This window comes from Bradyrhizobium sp. NC92 (genome assembly GCF_025200865.1).
In the GTDB taxonomy this organism is placed as follows: domain Bacteria; phylum Pseudomonadota; class Alphaproteobacteria; order Rhizobiales; family Xanthobacteraceae; genus Bradyrhizobium.
In genome coordinates this window covers 4,678,287-4,694,827 of sequence record NZ_CP104171.1, presented here as the reverse complement: position 1 = coordinate 4,694,827, position 16,541 = coordinate 4,678,287, and the positions used below count along the sequence as shown (strand labels likewise).

Below are 16,541 nucleotides of genomic sequence, written 5' to 3'. Positions count from 1 at the left end.
CGCCCGCTTGCGGAAACCACAATGCTTTGGCCGTTCAATCACTTCAGGAAACCCCGGCGAACCCCGCCAGGCACCATTGAGGCCATCTATGGCATGATCGTGACGCAGGCGCGAGAACCCATATTTTACCGGGACTTGGGCGTACCCGACACGGTTAACGGGCGTTTCGACCTGTTGCTGCTGCATCTGTGGCTGCTGCTGCGCCGCCTGCGCGCGGTTCAGGGCGCCACGGAGCTGTCCCAGGCGCTGTTCGATCGCTTCTGCGAGGACATGGACGACAATCTGCGCGAGATGGGGGTGGGCGACCAGACCGTGCCGAAGCGGATGCGGGCCTTCGGCGAGGCCTTCTACGGCCGCGTCCAGGCCTATGACCAGGCGATGGAAGCCGGCGGCGAGGCTCTGGCATCGGCGATCTGCAAGAATATCTTGAATGGGACCGGTTTCGACCAGGCCAGGCGGCTCGCGGTCTATGCGCGGGCCAGCGAGGCCGATCTCGGCCGGGCCGAAGAGGCTGCGCTGCTGCGCGCGTCCTTCACGTTTCCCCCGGCGTTGCCAGAGGGTGTCACGCCATGAGCCGACCAGATTCCGCACCCGATCCGTGGCGGGCGCCCGTCATCGTTGCCCAGATCCCGGACGCCGGGCTGCATCGCGAGCTCGAAGCATCGGCGGCCGAGCGGCAGGCGATGGCGGAGGTCGCGGGCCTGCGCGAGATCCTGTCCGCTCATGCCAGCTTCGATGTCGTGCCGAAAAGCGGCGGGCGGGTCCAGGTCACGGGCCTCGTCCGCGGCCGCATCGGCCAGACCTGCGTCGTCACGCTCGACCCGATCGAGACCGAGATCGAGGAGGAGGTGGACCTGATGTTCGCCCCCGAGGCCGAGGCGCGCCGCCTGGCCGACCTGATCGAGGAGGGGCAGGACGATGAGGCGCCGCCCGAAGTCGCCGACCCGCCCGAGCCGATCACGGGCGGCATCATCGATCTCGGCCGGCTCGCCACCGACGTCCTGTTCCTGGCGATCGATCCCTATCCGCGCAAGGAGGGCGCCGTGTTCGAGGTGGAGGTCACCGCTCCCGACCCCGAGGACCATCCCTTCGCCGTGCTGAAGGCATTGCAGGACAAGAAGAAGGAACAGTGAGGGGCATTTTCCGCTCGCGGCCGCCTTGCCGGGCACGCGAGCCATTTGCCTCGATGGTTTGAGACAGCCGTTTATCCGTCTGATTTCAATGTGTTTCCTGCGAAATCCGCGGCCGGCGGCCGGATCGCCTCGGATGCAAAAGGCTGGGGGCAAGAGGTTGTTTCGGGGGCACAAAACGCTATTGTCGCGCCCCGGTTCGGGTGCGGCGTGGCGCTTGGCCGGTCGCCATCTCGGTGGCAAACCCATTTTGCGGCCCCGCTAGCTCAGACTGCACCAGACCAGGTTTCCAGGACTTTCATGCCAAGCAAGGTTCGCATCGCGCTGGACGCCATGGGGGGCGATGTCGGCCCCGCAGTGGTTATTCCGGGCGCCGCCATCTCGCTTGGCCGGCATCGCGACACCGAGTTCCTGCTGGTCGGCGACCGCGCCCGGATCGAGCCCGAGCTCGACAAGCACCCGAAGCTGAAAGCCGCCTCCAAAATCGTCCATACCGACGTCGCCGTCAGCATGGAGGACAAGCCGAGCCAGGCGCTGCGGCGCGGCCGCAAGACCTCCTCGATGTGGCTCGCGATCGATGCGGTCAAGAAAGGCGAGGCGGATGTCGCGATCTCCGCCGGCAATACCGGCGCGCTGATGGCGATGGCCCGCTTCCACCTGCGCACCCTGCCGGGCATCGACCGCCCTGCGATCTCGGCGATCTGGCCGACCCTGCGCGGGGAGTCCGTCGTGCTCGACCTCGGCGCCACCCTCGGCGGCGATGCCCACCACCTGGTTTCGATGGCGGTGATGGGCGCGGCCAAGGCGAGCGTGCTGTTCAACAAGACCCGGCCCACGGTCGGGCTGCTCAATATCGGCGCCGAGGAGATCAAGGGCCACGAGGAGATCCGCGAGGCCAGCGAGATCCTGCGGGCGCGGAACCTGCCGGAGCTCGACTATATCGGCTTCGTCGAGGGCGACGGCATCGGCAAGGGACTGGCCGACGTGATCGTCACCGAAGGCTTCAGCGGCAACATCGCGCTGAAGGCGGCCGAGGGAACCGCACGGCAGATGGCGGAATTGCTCCGTAACGAGATGCAGCGGAGCTGGACGTCCAAGCTCGGCTATCTCTTCGCCCGCAGCGCCTTTCAGGCCCTGCGTAACAAGATGGACCCCAATAAGTCCAATGGCGGCGTGCTGCTGGGACTGAACGGGGTAGTGGTCAAGAGCCACGGCGGAACCAACGCCGAAGGCTTTGCCTATGCGATCGAAGTTGGCTATGAGATGGCTCACTACGATCTCCTGAACAAGATCAATCAGATGCTCAACCGCGAGGGTGGTGCACTCAAATCCGTGCAGCCCGCGCCGGAGGATGTTTCGTGACTCAGATTCGTTCGGTCGTGCTCGGCTGCGGCTCTTATCTGCCGGAGCAGGTGGTGACCAACGCCCAATTGGCGGCGCGCATCGACACCTCCGACGAGTGGATCGTGCAGCGCACCGGCATTCGCGAGCGGCACATCGCGGCCGAGGGCGAGTTCACCTCGCACCTCGCCATCAAGGCGGCACAGGCGGCGCTCCGCGACGCCGGCGTGGACGCGCAGTCGATCGAGCTGATCGTGCTGGCGACTTCGACGCCCGACAACACCTTCCCTGCAACCGCGGTTGCCGTGCAGCACGGGCTCGGCATCAATCATGGCGCGGCCTTCGATCTCCAGGCGGTGTGCTCGGGCTTCGTGTTTGCGCTGGCCACCGCCGACAATTTCCTGCGCACCGGCGCCTACAAGCGCGCGCTGGTGATCGGCGCGGAGACCTTCTCGCGCATCCTCGATTGGAATGATCGCGGCACCTGCGTGCTGTTCGGCGACGGCGCCGGCGCCGTGGTGCTGGAGGCGCAGGAGCAGCCCGGCAATGCCGCGACCGACCGCGGCATCGTCACGACGCATCTGCGCTCCGACGGCCGCCACAAGGCCAAGCTGTTCGTCGACGGCGGGCCGTCCTCGACCCAGACCGTCGGTCATCTGCGCATGGAGGGCCGCGAGGTCTTCAAGCATGCGGTCGGCATGATCACCGACGTGATCGTCGATGCCTTCAAGGCGACCGGGCTCAATGCCGACGGCATCGACTGGTTCGTGCCGCACCAGGCCAACAAGCGAATCATCGACGCTTCCGCGCACAAGCTGCACATCGCGCCCGAGAAGGTAGTGCTGACGGTGGACCGCCACGGCAACACCTCCGCGGCCTCGATCCCGCTGGCGCTCTCCGTGGCGCGCAGGGACGGCCGCATCAAGAAGGGCGACATGGTCCTTCTGGAGGCCATGGGCGGCGGCTTCACCTGGGGCTCCGCGCTGGTGCGCTGGTAAGCCACACCGATAAAATTTTGCCGGAATCCACGCCGATTATCGCTAGGTCTGCATTGATGTGCGGTGTTGACCGCCGTATCGTAAGCTCATAATTTCAGACGAGAATTGTTCGCCGTGAGGTGGGGCAGGGCGATGAGCGAGACCAGCAAAACCGTAACGCGTGTCGATCTGTGCGAAGCCGTCTACCAGAAGGTGGGCCTGTCGCGCACGGAATCGTCCGCCTTCGTGGAACTCGTGCTGAAGGAGATCACCGACTGCCTGGAGAAGGGCGAGACGGTGAAATTGTCCTCGTTCGGCTCCTTTATGGTGCGCAAGAAGGGCCAGCGCATCGGCCGCAACCCGAAGACCGGCACCGAGGTGCCGATCTCGCCGCGCCGCGTCATGGTGTTCAAGCCCTCGGCGATCCTGAAGCAGCGGATCAACGCCCAGCACCGTACCAACGGCGACGCCACCCAGGCTCAGGAAGAGGCGTAACCGCCTTTCGGAAAGGACTGGCATTTGGATAAGGCGCCGGATGCGTTCCGAACCATCAGCGAAGTAGCGCAGGAACTCGACATTCCGCAGCACGTGCTGCGGTTCTGGGAGACCCGCTTCTCCCAGATCAAGCCGATGAAGCGCAGCGGCGGCCGCCGCTATTACCGCCCCGACGACGTCGACCTGCTCAAGGGCATCCGCCGGCTGCTCTACGGCGAGGGCTACACCATCCGCGGGGTGCAGCGGATCCTCAAAGAGCACGGCGTCAAATCGGTGCAGGGCCTCGCCGACAGCGCGGCCGCGGTCTCTTTCGGCGCCATCGAGGACGCCATCGGCGCGAGCCTGATGGAGCCCGAGGACGAGGAGGCGCCCATCAAGGGCGTCACCGACACTGACGATGATGACTTCCAGGGCGACGAAGAGGAAGGCATCGACTTCCGCTTCACCGAGATCGACGACGAGGAGATTCTCACCACCTTCCGCAAGGGTGGTGCCGCCGCCGCGCCCGCCGGCCCCAGCGCGCTCGACCGGGAGCGGCTGGAGCGGGTGCTCGGCGACCTCGTCGCCTGCCGGGAAATGCTGGACCAGGCCCTCAAGGACGGCTAGGGGCGGGCCGGCCGGCTTTCCGGGGCAGTTCCGGCCCGCTTGGGCGGATACACCAAAATGCTGCGGCCTCGCCTTGCGCAAAGCGGCGATCCTAGCTAATGGAACGACATTCGGAGCGTGGCGCAGCCCGGTTAGCGCACTAGTCTGGGAGACTAGGGGTCGGAGGTTCAAATCCTCTCGCTCCGACCAAATTCTTCATGTCCAGCCCGGACACATAGGTAACAGAACGTACCTGAGACATGGGTGACAACCTCGTGCCGAACGGGTGTCGAGGGTTGCGGGGTCACTCCACGCACTCATGGCGCGGACCACTATTGCTCGGCCCGCACATTCGCCGTCAACCCCGCGCGCCAAGGGGCGCGCCCCTGCGGGCTTCGGGGGTTGACTGCTCAGTGCGGCCAAGCAAGTGGCTGCCATGCCAAGAATGAGCAAGAGTGCCTATCTCGGTCAGAGAGACGATGTCGTACCCGAGACATCGGTGACAGGCCTCGGACCAAACGGGTTGTCGAGGGGCTGCAAGGTCTTTTGCTCCAGGTCGAAGTATCCCAGGTCGTAGTGCATGAAGCTGACGAGCCAAATGCCGTCGTCGACTTCCTTGATACCGAGCTTCTGGCCGGCCAGCACGATGGAGATGTTGATTTTCTTGCGATGCAGGCAAAGGCGGCCGCAGGATGTGATGATGACGTCGCGATCGTGGAAGGGATAGGACAGTTCGGGCAGGCCATCGTAGTGGCGCGCTGAAGCGGTGTAGAGCTCGGCAGGGCACTTCATGTCGAGCGCCTCGTGGGGACGTTCCTCATTGAACTCGTGCAGGAAGCTGTCAAAGCGATCCTGCTGCTGGAGGCTGTTGAACCCAGGCGGTCTAGTCGCTTCCTTTTTGAGCGTGAGATGCATGCGCTCATGACGGCCGTTCTGTTGTGGATGGCCTGGCTTGATCCGCTCGATGGCAATGCCCAGCCGAAGCCACCACACCGACAGCTTGGAGAGATGGAACAAGGCGTTGGGGCTGGCAAAGGGCACGCCATTGTCGGAGCGGATGGCCAGCGGCAGACCGCGTTCGCGGAACAGCCGCTCGAAGGCGGTAATGGCAGGGTCTTCGCGCGTTGAGTCCAGCGCTTCACAGAGCAGCAGGAAGCGCGAGGCATGATCGCTGACGGTCAGTGGGTAACAGTACTGGCCATTGCCGAGCCTGAACTCGCCCTTGAAGTCGGCACACCACAGATCATTGGGAAGCGTGCCCTGCGACAGCGGCGTGCCGCGCGCGCGGTGGCGCGACCCGCCGCCGCGCTTGACTAGGCCATGGCGATCGAGCACCGCATGAATGGTGCTCTTGGCGGGAACCCTGACCTCGCCATCGAGCCGGCGCACCAGCAGTTCGCGGATCTTGCGGGCGCCCCAGTGCGGCTTCTCGCTCTTCAGCCGGACGATCAGGGTCTCGAGCTGCTGCGGGAGCTGGTTGGCATAGCGTATCGGCCGCCTGGAGCGGTCGCTCAACGCCTCCAGCCCGTGCTCCTTGTAGCGGTCGAAAATCTTGTAGCCGGTTTTGCGGGAGATGCCGAACTCCCGGCACACCTCGGTCATGGCTTCCCCATCTAGAAGCCGGGCGACAAATCGCAGGCGCTCTTCCATTACCGAACTCGCTTTCCACGGCATCCACACCTCCCGCAGAACAAAAGCGGAAAGTGTAACCCATGTGTCCGGTACGATTTGTCACCTATGTCTCGGGCCGCTCATCAAGAATCGAATTCCTTTCCGGCCGTCGGTTTACCGCGGGCCGGCCGTTTGCGGTTGATTTTGCAACGTCCCGCAGGTGTTGCCCTCGCGTCACAGCGTCCAGCGTCAACATGATTTATGAATTTCGGGCACTTTGGAATCGCGGAGGGGGCGTGCCGTGAGAAGAGGACTGGCTGCTATAGCAGTCTTGGCGAGCGTCGCGTCGGGGGCGGAAGCTGCTGACCAAAGCCCTGCACTTTTGACGAAGGCGCGCCCGGCTGACTCCAACCCAAGCTGGACGGGATTTTACGCTGGCGGCAACGTTGGCGGCGCATGGGCAGACCGGTCGGTGAATTTCACGAGTGACGCGGCCTCCGCTTTCATCTTCAATCCTGGAGTCCCGCTTTTGCCTCCGTTTGCGGGGCAGGTTGCTCCCAGCCCTCACGATTTTTCGATGAGTGGTGTAACGGGAGGGCTGCAAGCGGGCTACAATTGGCAACTCGATAGCAAATGGCTGGTCGGCGTAGAAGGTGACTTGAGCGCATCCAGCTTGCGCGGCGGCGGTCGTGAAACAACGCCGCTTCTACCCCCAGCTTTCGCACAGACCATCTCGGCTGAGCAAAAGATTGACTGGTGGGGGAGCATTCGTGGGCGTCTGGGGGCGCTGGTCACGCCTAGCGTTCTTTTGTATGGGACCGGCGGCTTTGCTTTTGGTCGAGTAGCGACATTTGACGACTACATCGCGAACGGACCGGGTGGCGCTTTCGATATCTCCGTCGCCGGCACTTCATTCAACTGTACGATCGGATCGACTTGCTTCACGGGGACCGATTCCCGCATTCAGACTGGCTGGACGGTCGGTGGAGGCGGCGAATGGCGCTTTGCGCCTCGTTGGAGCTTCAAGGCCGAATATCTCTACGTTGACCTCGGCAAATCGTCGGTGGCAGTCAACGCACTCGCAACGGGCATCGGTCCGAACCTGTCCAGATACACCGCAAATTTCGGCCGGGCGGATTTCCACGTCGCCCGAGTCGGCGTGAACTATCATTTTTGACCTTTGGAGCAGATCGTGCCCTCGGAATGATAGGGACCTCCGGCAATCGGTCGCGCAAGCCTCGCCGGAATGTTTTCCAGTCACCACATCGTTCTATCTGTAAGGGCCACCTACCTCAAATACCCGCGTCGTCTCGTCCACCAGCGTCCGCACCATCTCCGTGGCCATCACGCCAGCACGGTATTGTGCGCGACCGCCTTTATCGCGCTGACGCGATGAAGGCGGCGAGTACTGGAAGGGTTATATCCACAAGCGCGTCGGGTTATTTAATGTCACCGCCCTTCAAATGTCATCCGCTACAACACCTCGGCACGAACCTGAGCTACGCCGCGATTCGTAATCCCCAAGCTGCGCGCGGCAGCGAGCGAGAGATCGAGGACGCGGCCACGAATGAACGGGCCTCTGTCATTGATGGTGACGATGACGCTGCTTTCTCCATGGGTCACGCGGACCTTGGTGCCAAACGGCAGGCTGCGATGCGCTGCCGTGAGGTGATTCCGATTGAATGACGAACCGCTCGCTGTCTTGCCTTTGGAATACGAATAATAGGAGGCCTTTCCCGAAAAGACTCGATTGAACGATCGCATGCCCGAGCGATCAGCCGATGGCTCTTGTGCGGTTGGAGGTGGCGCCTCAATCTGATCCTTCTTCGTCTGTTCGACTCCAGCAGGCGCCGGCTCTGCCTGCGCGCTCGGAATGATGGACCATCGGTCCTTGAAATCCTGTGCCGCAGCGCCGTTCGCGTTCAATCCGATCCAAGCAGGGAATGTCGCAATCGCCGCCATTCTGATGAGAAGATGCATTGTCGACCTCATGAACGATTGAAGATCAAGCCGACAATGCAAGCTCCCGAGGTCGCGTTCCTAACAAGCGCAGAACGGTGATGGCATACCGACACCGCGGAGCACCTGACTGAGATTGACCGCGGTCCCGCTCTCCAACCTCAAATAATAAGGCATTTATTTTCCGGAATTAAATATATTTAAATATTTAAATCAACGAGGTGGTCGCGTCCGGGCGGAGGTGGGGCGCGCGATCCGATCAGCTTCGGAGGCAGGGAGAGCGATCTTCATCAGGCCAGGTGCGAAGCTAGAAGCGTCGTGCGTAGCTAGATCGCAAGTGCCCTGGCTCGGCGCCCACCTACCTCAAATACCCCACCACCATCCGGGTCGTCTCGTCCACCAGCACCTTCACCATCTTCTCCGACAGCATCTCGGCGCCGTTCAGCACCGTGTTGTGCGCGATGGCTTCGATCGTGCTCACGCACATGAACGCTGCGAGCGCGGGATCGATCTTGCGCATCTCCTTGCGGTGGCGTTCGAGATAGGTGCCCACGAGGGCGTGGATCTCGTGGCTGTAGGCTTCGACCTCCGCGAGGTGGCCGGAGCGGGGGATCTGCTCGGCGAGGACGCGGTGCAGGTTCGGATCGATGTGATGGGCCTCGATCGCGACCGTGACGAGGCGGCGCACGGCCTTCTCGATCGGCAGGTCGGCGACCTCCGCGAAGGCGGCGCGCACGACCGTCATGATCGCATCGTTGTGGCGGTCGATCACGGCGGCGACGAGGGCTTCCTTGCTTGGAAAATATTGATAGAGCGAGCCGACGCTGACCCCGGCGATCTCGGCGATGCGGTTGGTGCTGGCCTTCTCGAAGCCTTCCTTGACCAGAATGCGAGCAGTTGCCTCGACCAGCGCGTCGACGGTGGCGCGGGATCGCTCCTGCGAGGCGTTTTTCCGGGGTTTTGTGGGCGGTTTGCGGGCCACGGTCTTGTGATCTGAATGCGAGTAGGAAAAGCGAGCGAATGCTCGCATTATATCGGCAAGTGGCGGCGGGTCGGCAAGCCTCTTTGTCGCCGGGTCGAAACAGCCGGATGGGGATGTGGCGATGAGCGTTGCGAGACTTGTATCGGCCCTTCAATTCTGTCCGGGCGGCTGCGTATTCGGCGCGCGGGCACCGCGCGATCCAGCACCAAGCCTGCAAAGCCGGGCCTTCAACCTGCTGCTGCGGCTGCTGCCATTCAAGAAGCAGCTGGCATCAGCCGAGGTCGTGCAGGCACACGTGCAGAAGCTCGCATTGGATCCGGCCTCGTTCGAGCCGACGGGACTTGGCGGCGGCGTCGAGGTGACCCTGACCAAGATGGGCGGCTGGCCGGTCTATTACACCGCGCCGGCGTCAGGCCACGAGGGCTGCAACTACGTCATGTTCCTGCATGGCGGCGGCTACATCAACGAGATCGTGCCGGCGCATTGGCGCTTCGTCGGCGAGATGACGCGCAAGGCGCGCGTCTGCTGCGTCGTGCCGATCTATCCGCTGGCGCCGCGGGCGACCGCCAAGGACGTCGTGCCGGCGACGGCCGAGCTGCTGCGCATGCTGCTGGAAGACGCGGGCGACGCAAAGGTGACAGTCGTCGGCAATTCGGCGGGCGCTGGCCTTGCGCTCGCCGCCTGCCAATGGCTGCGCGATCGCGGTCATCGGCAGCCGAGCCGGATGCTGCTGATCTCGCCTGCGGCCGATGCCTCTATCAGCCGTCCGGAGCAGGTTGCGATCGCGGCGCTCGATCCGATCCAGGACATTCCGGGCATCGTCGAGGCGGCACGTCTTTATGCCGGCGAGCTCGATGTCGGCCATCCCTTCGTCAGCCCGCTCAACGGCTCCTTCCGCGCGCTGGCGCCGATGACGATCTTTTCGGGCACGCGCGATCTTCTGTATCCCGACAGCGTCGATCTTGCCGCGAGGGCGAGGGCGGTGGGCGTGCCGGTCGAGCTGCATCTCGTGCGCGAGCAACCGCACAACTTCGCGCTGATGCCGACGCCGGAAGGGCGGCGGGCGCGTGCTATCATCTTGCGTGAGGTGGCTTAGAAGGAGGGCGTGATCATTGTCACAGAGCGCCTGCCGCGATCGGTCTGGCGCTGGCACTGTCCGCACGGAGGGATAAGCGGCCCCCGGGGCGTTTCCTCTTGGCTCGGTCGTCCTGGTATCCGTGGTCTTGGCACCAGTAGTTTTGCGGGGCCTTAGGCGTGGCCCTTGATCTCATAGTGACCCGGCACGCATTTGTAGCGCTCGAGACGCCAGTTCGCGTGATAGATCGGATGCTCGCCCATCCACTTCGCAAGAGGCGCTTGTGCGCCGATCGCGCACTGCATCAGCGAAATCTCGGGCGTCATGTTGCTGTCGGTCACGATTTCCTCGACGCAACTGCCTGAGCTGGCTGCGCCAAGCCGGCAAAGCACGGCAACGACGGTCACGAACATTCCTATCACCTCGTCGGTTGTTTCTGACCACGAAGAGGATGCAAGCGGAGTGCCAGAGCCTGTGACACGCAAACAACACGCTGGCCCAGTCGACTCAACCCAGCGTCCACCCCCATTTGACGATTCGGATTGTAAAAAAAATGCCATTAACCCGAAGCCGGACAAATACGGGGAACCTGCAGGAAAATACCCGGGAATGATCGATTGTCCGGGCCGCGTTGCCTATGAGCCACTTCACAAGGCCCGCACAGCGTCGCCCGTAGTCCGCCTGCCGAAATAACCGAAGGCGAGGATGGCAGCGCACGCTTTTACCCGTGGATGTCGCGCTGCTACAGTTTTGCGCGCGCCGCGGTCAGCGGCGCCGTGACCAAGAAACACACCGACAAGGGGAGGGACCGAAGTCCCATGAAGGATTTTGCTGGAAAGATCGCAGTCATCACCGGCGGCGGCACGGGAATGGGGCGCGAGCTCGCGCGGCAGCTCGTCGCCGAAGGCTGCAACGTCGCGATGTGCGACGTCTCGGAAGCGGCCATGGCCGAGACCAAGCGGCTCTGCGAAGTCGAGAAGCTGCCGCAGGGCCTGCGCGTCACGACGCACGTCGCCGACGTCGCGATCGAGGATCACCTGAAGCGCTTTCGCGACGAGCTCGCCGAGCAGCAGAAGACGGACAGGATCCATCTGTTGTTCAACAATGCCGGCATCGGCGGCGGCGGCAGCCTGTTCACCAACACCCGCGAGCAATGGGAGCGCACCTTCAACATCTGCTGGGGCGGCGTCTATCACGGGGTGCGCACGTTCCTGCCGATGCTGGTCGCCGCGGACGAGGCCCACATCGTCAACACCGCGAGCGTCAACGGCTTCTGGGCCTCGATCGGCATGAACCAGGCGCACACCGCCTACAGCGCAGCCAAGTTCGCGGTGAAGGGATTTACCGAAGCGCTGATCAACGATCTTCGCCTGCATGCCCCGCACGTCAAATGCTCGGTGGTGATGCCCGGCCACATCGGCACGTCGATCGTCTCCAATTCGCGCAAGGTGCAGAGCGGCGACGGTTCGGAGAAGCTCAATGCCGACGAGGTGGCGCTGTCCCGCAAGCGCATGGCCGCGGCCGGTGTGCCGGATGCCGACAAGATGTCGGACGAGGACATCCAGGCGGCGTTCGCCGAGCGCGCCCGCAGCTTCCTGGAGGACGCGCCGACCACGGCCGCGCAGGCGGCGACGATCATTCTCGACGGCGTCAAGGCGGAGCGGTGGCGCATCCTCGTCGGCGAGGATGCCAAGCGCCTCGACGAGCGCGTGCGCGCCACGCCGGAGCAGGCTTACGACCGCGCCTTCTACGAAAGTTTGACGCAGGAGGTCGGCTGGCGGCTTGGTTGAGGCCGCCCTTGGGGGCGCGCCAATATGGGTATGATGATCGTCATGGCAAGAGAGGCTCGAACAATTTTGTGTGCCAGCTCTTGCCAACGTTCGCCCCACTCGATGAGCTGTGGGGGAGGTCACGCATGCATCATGACGATGTTCAAGCGATGTTGATCTCAAATGCCTGTAATGGCGCGCGCGGCGGCTTGGTCGGCGATCTGAAATGGTTTAGTCAGTCCTGTGTAAGGCGACATAGAACGTAGCTCCCGATGATCCCCGCATGCCTCTCCGAAGACTGGACCCTTTGCCCGGAACGAGAGGACATCTCGGCTGAGTTCACGCGGCTCCTCACCGCAGCCCAAGAAGGCGGCGCCACGATCGCGGAATGCCTGATGATCGCGCGGCGGCTGAAAGGCGCCGACGACAATTCCTGGTATCGCGAGTGGAAGAAGCTGGCGCAGACCAATCGGCAGCGCGCGGAGACCGCGTTCGCGGAAGGACACCTGGCCAGCGCGCAGCGCAATTGGCTACGCGCGATGAACTATTATGGTGCCGCGGCGATGCCGCTCGACCCCTCCGATGAGCGCCGCTGGGTCGCGGTGCTGGCGATGCAAGAATGCGCGCGCCGCTATCTCGCCGCGCGCAGCCCCGCCGGAGAGGTGGTGACGATACCCTGGCTCGACGGGCATTCGCTGCAGGGCTATTTCCTTCCTGCATCATCGGGGAAGGAGCCGGCGCCCACCGTGATCTGCATCGGGGAGCCCGGCCACCGCAAGGAAGAATTTCTGTTCAAGCTCGTGCCGCATGCGCGCGAGCGCGGCTTCTCGATGCTGGCGCTCGACCTGTTCGGCGATCAGCGCGACGATTTTCTCGATGCGCTGCTGCGGCGCCAGGATCTCGAGAGCGCGATTCCCGGCGTCATGGACTATCTGGAGACGCGGCAGGACGTCGACTTCGCCCGCGTCGGGATCATCGCCGATGGCTGGGGCTCGTCCTTCGTCGCACGTGCGGTGCTGCAGGAGCCGCGGCTTGCCGCCGCCGTCTGCGACGGCGGCCTGTGGGACCTGCACGAGCGGGCCTTCTTCGCCAGCCGATTCGCGATGAGCGACGTCAGCATCGTCCCGGTGCCGCATGCGCCACTGATGGCCTCCAGCGCCGACTGTCCGGTGCTGATCACGCTCGGCGAGGACGGCTGGCTCAAGGCGGACCGGGCGCGTCAGCTCGTCCGGGACTCCCGGCTCGGCAGCTCGGATGTGATGCTGAAAGTGTTCACCGCGGCGGAGACCGGCGCGGCGCAGGCCCATGCCGACAATCCGAGTCTTGCCAACGAATACATCTTCGACTGGCTGGAATCGCGGCTCGGCGGCGGCCTGCGAATCTAGCGGCGGCGCGACCGTCAGAAGTCCAGGGTGAGGCGGACGCAGGCCTTTTCCAGGCGGGTCTTCAACGTCGCGAGCTTGGTGGTGAATTCGGTGAGCTCGGCCTCGTCGAACTCCTGGAAGACGAATTCCTTGATAGTCTTGTACTGCTCGTTGAGGCTCGCCAGGTGCTTCTGCGTCTTCTCGGTCAGGGAGAGCCGGACCACGCGCGCGTCGGTCGGCGAGGGGCGGCGGCGCAGCAGGCCCTTCTTTTCCAGCAGCTTGGACTGGGTGGTGACGAAGGAGGGATCGACGTGAAGGAGCTTGGACACGACGTTGACCGGAATGCCGTCGTCCTTGTCGAGGTCGGAAATCGCCATCAGGATCAGCCATTGCGGCCCGCTGATGCCGAGCGTCCTCGCCCAGAACTGACGCAGCTCCTCAAGATACATGTTGATCGACGATATCTCCCAGGTGAAGCGCCTGATGATATCCAGGTTGCCGATGGTGCGCAGGCGCGCGCCTTCCTTCCTCGTCGCGGACACAGCGTCACTCCCGCAAGCTGATTCTCTTTCCCACGGCTCATATGGGGTGGGCATAGTCCACGCAACTCTGCTCTGATGCAAGTGCAGAGCAGGGTAATCGTGTCACGAAAACTACAAATATGACCCAGTCAGTCTTTTTCGCTCAGCACCGGTGTTGCGCCGCAGACACAGGGTTAGTGAAACCACAAAGCTGATCTAATAAACTATTTTGATTAACGGAACTGTGCGGGCATATTGATCCGTGACGGTGGGGGGTTCTCGATCGTCCCGTTGCAGGTGGTTCGCTCACGTCCCTCGCGAATGCGGGTACGTCCGAAAACGCGAAGCGGCCGAGCGGATTTGATGAAGAGACGGGGATCTGGGGGGCCGCACGGTCCGGTCTCCGTCAAATGAGCAACTTGGAGGTTTTAAATGAAAATGGTGAAGAGCCTTTTGCTCGGCACTGCGGCGACCCTGATCGCCGTCGGTGGAGCTCAGGCGGCTGATCTTCCGGTCAAGGCCAAGGCGGTCGAATACGTGAAGATCTGCTCGCTGTACGGCGCAGGTTTCTACTACATCCCGGGCACCGACACCTGCATCAAGCTGGGTGGTTACGTCCGCGCTGACATGCTTCTCGGCGGCGGCGGCGACTATGGCTTCAGGAACAGCTCGAGCACTGTGAACGGCGGGTCCAACAACCGTCTGACCAACTACTATTTCAGCCGCGCTCGTTTCGACTTCAACGTCGACACGCGCACGGCGACCGAATACGGCGTCGTTCGCACCTACGCCGACGCGGTCTTCAGCTATGACTCTACGAACGTCACCGGCAGCAATCCCTCGGCGTTCTCGGCCAGTTCGGCTTCGCTCGGCCTCTACCATGCGTTCATTCAGTTCGCGGGCTTCACCTTCGGCCGCACGGTCTCGATCTTCGACGCTCCTTGGCAGAGCTATCCGGCTGGCGGCCCCGATACCATTCCGGGCGGCTCCAACCACGTCAACGGCGTGAACCAGGTTGCCTACACGGCTGACTTCGGCCAGGGCATCACTGCTTCGTTTGCGCTGCAGGACGAGACCTCGGCGAATAATGGTCAGTCGAACCTCTGGAACGTGTCCTCGGGCACGGCTGCTCAGTTCGTGACCGGCGTCTATGGCGCCAGCGCCTGGGGCGGCACGCGTTCGCCCGAAATCATCGGTCAGGTTCGTGTCGACCAGGCCTGGGGCATGGCTCAGCTGTCGGTTGCCGCGCATGAGCTCCATGCAGCCTATTACGGCGCGACCGAAGTCTCCGGTCATCCCTCCGACAAGTGGGGCTGGGCCGTGCAGGGCGCTTTGTCGATCAAGAACATCCCGACCGGCGCGGGTGACGTGATCAACCTGCAGGCTGTCTACACGGACGGCGCGACGCGCTACAACTTCCAGAGCCTGTTCCCGCAGAGCTTCTTCATGTTCAGCGGAAGCAGCAATGGCGCGTATCAGAGCACCGGGTTCGCCGGTCTGGCTGACGGCGTGTTCGGAACGGCTACCGGCATCGATACCGTCAAGACCTGGGGCGTCCGTGGTGGCTACACCCACAACTGGAGCCCGAACTGGGCGAGCGCAGTGTACGGTGGTTATGCCCAGCTGAGGTACGGCACGACGGGCAAAGGCCTGATCTGCACCAACTTCGCTGCGATCGCCGTGGCCGGTGCGACCTGCAATCCGGACTTCAACTTCGCGGTGGTCGGTGTCAACACCGTGTGGACCCCCGTCAAGAACCTGGCGTTCACGGCCGACTTGAGCTGGTCGCGTCTGGACCAGAAGTACTCTGGCTCCATCGCCAGCCCGGGCATTGCCTCGGCTGCGAAGCCGGCGGCCGTGTACGAGCTGAAGGACCAGAACTCGGTCAGCATGCTGCTGCGCGCTCAGCGCAACTTCTGATCATCGATCGCGCAATCGATCGGAGAACCTCGGCGGGAAACCGCCGGGGTTTTTTCATGGGCATTTGTCTTCTGAAAAATCGAATTGCCGTTGCGGAACACGAAGGCGAGCCATGCGATTCGATGGCGTCAAACTTATTTACTTACTTGAGCTACTAAGCTATATAGCTTTCAGCCAGATACGAAAGTTGCGGCTCTTAGCTTCATGCTAAGCCTCCAGAAACCTCCGGCGATGCCCCGCCGGAGGTTTTTTGCGTTGAGATGCGGCCAACGTCAGCCGCGTATCGCGCGGGCGCGCACAGGCGGCCGGTAGGCGAGGCGGCTATGGCCGGCGCAATAGGGCTGGCCGTCCGGCGCCGTGTTGCCGCAGAAGCAGAAATCGTCTGCGCCCGGCGTCGAGATCGGCCAGCGGCAGCGATTCTCGGACAGCTCCAGCAGCGAGCAGCGGTTGGCCTCGTCGATCGGGCCTGCAAGTACCGGCGCATCGGTCTCGCCATAGATCGTGGCGAGCATCTCATATTGGAGCCGCGGCACGGCCTTGCGCAGCCGCGCCGGAGCCAGGCCTCTGTCCTGAACCTTGCGGTCGTCGACCGTCCGGCCGCGCGTCAGATTCAGGCGCGACAATTTGCCGATCACCGCGTTGCGGCTGACGCCGATGTCGGCGGCGATCTCGCGACAGGAGAGGCCGGCCTCGAAGTGCTGCTTCAGGAGTTCAATTCGTTCGTCGGTCCAGGTGGGTGAGAGAACAGGCATGTGTCACGGTCCCAGGTTGCAGATGTGGCCATCCGCCTTCCGAGATCCGTCCGCCTCACG

17 protein-coding genes and 1 tRNA gene are annotated in these 16,541 nt (G+C 63.3%); 12 read left to right on the top strand and 6 right to left on the bottom strand.

The window, feature by feature from the left end:
* Positions 1–21: 21 nt before the first annotated feature.
* The 7 genes from N2602_RS21965 to N2602_RS21935 all read left to right on the top strand — a co-directional run bounded on the left by N2602_RS21965 (position 22) and on the right by N2602_RS21935 (position 4,738).
* Positions 22–573 carry a ubiquinol-cytochrome C chaperone family protein gene (locus N2602_RS21965; RefSeq protein ID WP_260379390.1) on the top strand — a complete coding sequence of 184 codons (552 nt, stop codon included), beginning with the start codon at positions 22–24 and terminating at the stop codon, positions 571–573.
* On the top strand, positions 570–1,133 hold the full coding sequence (locus tag N2602_RS21960) for a DUF177 domain-containing protein (protein ID WP_212255132.1): 564 nt from the start codon (positions 570–572) through the stop codon (positions 1,131–1,133). The genes N2602_RS21965 and N2602_RS21960 overlap by 4 nt, the downstream gene beginning before the upstream one ends.
* A gap of 297 nt (positions 1,134–1,430) precedes the next feature.
* Complete coding sequence (gene plsX / locus N2602_RS21955; protein ID WP_260379389.1) at positions 1,431–2,492, top strand: phosphate acyltransferase PlsX; 1,062 nt, start codon at positions 1,431–1,433, stop codon at positions 2,490–2,492.
* A complete protein-coding gene (locus tag N2602_RS21950; RefSeq protein WP_172783466.1) occupies positions 2,489–3,469 on the top strand; it encodes a beta-ketoacyl-ACP synthase III in 981 nt (326 codons plus the stop codon). The genes plsX and N2602_RS21950 overlap by 4 nt, the downstream gene beginning before the upstream one ends.
* Positions 3,470–3,601: 132 nt before the next feature.
* On the top strand, positions 3,602–3,943 hold the full coding sequence (locus N2602_RS21945; protein WP_036010431.1) for an integration host factor subunit alpha: 342 nt from the start codon (positions 3,602–3,604) through the stop codon (positions 3,941–3,943).
* 24 nt (positions 3,944–3,967) lie between these two features.
* On the top strand, positions 3,968–4,549 hold the full coding sequence (locus tag N2602_RS21940; RefSeq protein WP_260379388.1) for a MerR family transcriptional regulator: 582 nt from the start codon (positions 3,968–3,970) through the stop codon (positions 4,547–4,549).
* A gap of 111 nt (positions 4,550–4,660) precedes the next feature.
* Positions 4,661–4,738, top strand: a tRNA-Pro gene (locus tag N2602_RS21935).
* Positions 4,739–4,996: 258 nt separating this feature from the next.
* On the opposite strand, the gene N2602_RS21930 is transcribed toward N2602_RS21935, so the two are convergent.
* On the bottom strand, positions 4,997–6,202 hold the full coding sequence (locus tag N2602_RS21930; RefSeq protein ID WP_260379387.1) for an IS481 family transposase: 1,206 nt from the start codon (positions 6,200–6,202) through the stop codon (positions 4,997–4,999).
* A 238-nt stretch (positions 6,203–6,440) separates the two neighbouring features.
* Here N2602_RS21930 and N2602_RS21925 point away from each other — a divergent pair, with 238 nt between their 5' ends.
* Entirely contained in the window at positions 6,441–7,316 is an 876-nt protein-coding gene (locus N2602_RS21925) for an outer membrane protein (protein ID WP_260379386.1), read from the top strand.
* A gap of 296 nt (positions 7,317–7,612) precedes the next feature.
* On the opposite strand, the gene N2602_RS21920 is transcribed toward N2602_RS21925, so the two are convergent.
* Both N2602_RS21920 and N2602_RS21915 read right to left on the bottom strand, forming a co-directional pair.
* Positions 7,613–8,119, bottom strand: coding sequence for a septal ring lytic transglycosylase RlpA family protein (locus N2602_RS21920; protein ID WP_246570722.1), 507 nt, complete (start codon positions 8,117–8,119; stop codon positions 7,613–7,615).
* Between the two features lie 337 nt (positions 8,120–8,456).
* Positions 8,457–9,080, bottom strand: a complete 624-nt coding sequence (locus N2602_RS21915) for a TetR/AcrR family transcriptional regulator (protein WP_260379385.1) — start codon at positions 9,078–9,080, stop codon at positions 8,457–8,459.
* Between the two features lie 121 nt (positions 9,081–9,201).
* Between N2602_RS21915 and N2602_RS21910 the strand changes: the two genes are divergently transcribed.
* Positions 9,202–10,176 carry an alpha/beta hydrolase gene (locus N2602_RS21910; protein WP_260379384.1) on the top strand — a complete coding sequence of 325 codons (975 nt, stop codon included), beginning with the start codon at positions 9,202–9,204 and terminating at the stop codon, positions 10,174–10,176.
* A 152-nt stretch (positions 10,177–10,328) separates the two neighbouring features.
* On the opposite strand, the gene N2602_RS21905 is transcribed toward N2602_RS21910, so the two are convergent.
* A complete protein-coding gene (locus tag N2602_RS21905; RefSeq protein ID WP_025036674.1) occupies positions 10,329–10,568 on the bottom strand; it encodes a hypothetical protein in 240 nt (79 codons plus the stop codon).
* A gap of 405 nt (positions 10,569–10,973) precedes the next feature.
* On the opposite strand from N2602_RS21905, the gene N2602_RS21900 reads away from it, so the two are divergent.
* Positions 10,974–11,945 carry an SDR family oxidoreductase gene (locus N2602_RS21900; RefSeq protein WP_260379383.1) on the top strand — a complete coding sequence of 324 codons (972 nt, stop codon included), beginning with the start codon at positions 10,974–10,976 and terminating at the stop codon, positions 11,943–11,945.
* Between the two features lie 251 nt (positions 11,946–12,196).
* Complete coding sequence (locus N2602_RS21895) at positions 12,197–13,309, top strand: S9 family peptidase (RefSeq protein WP_172783472.1); 1,113 nt, start codon at positions 12,197–12,199, stop codon at positions 13,307–13,309.
* Between the two features lie 14 nt (positions 13,310–13,323).
* Here the strand turns inward: N2602_RS21895 and N2602_RS21890 are convergent, their stop codons facing one another.
* Positions 13,324–13,830 (bottom strand): MarR family winged helix-turn-helix transcriptional regulator, encoded by a 507-nt coding sequence (locus N2602_RS21890; protein WP_035712871.1) that lies wholly within the window; start codon positions 13,828–13,830, stop codon positions 13,324–13,326.
* Between the two features lie 411 nt (positions 13,831–14,241).
* On the opposite strand from N2602_RS21890, the gene N2602_RS21885 reads away from it, so the two are divergent.
* Complete coding sequence (locus tag N2602_RS21885; protein WP_172783473.1) at positions 14,242–15,729, top strand: porin; 1,488 nt, start codon at positions 14,242–14,244, stop codon at positions 15,727–15,729.
* 272 nt (positions 15,730–16,001) lie between these two features.
* On the opposite strand, the gene N2602_RS21880 is transcribed toward N2602_RS21885, so the two are convergent.
* Positions 16,002–16,481 carry a GcrA family cell cycle regulator gene (locus tag N2602_RS21880; RefSeq protein WP_260379382.1) on the bottom strand — a complete coding sequence of 160 codons (480 nt, stop codon included), beginning with the start codon at positions 16,479–16,481 and terminating at the stop codon, positions 16,002–16,004.
* Between the last annotated feature and the right edge of the window lie 60 nt (positions 16,482–16,541).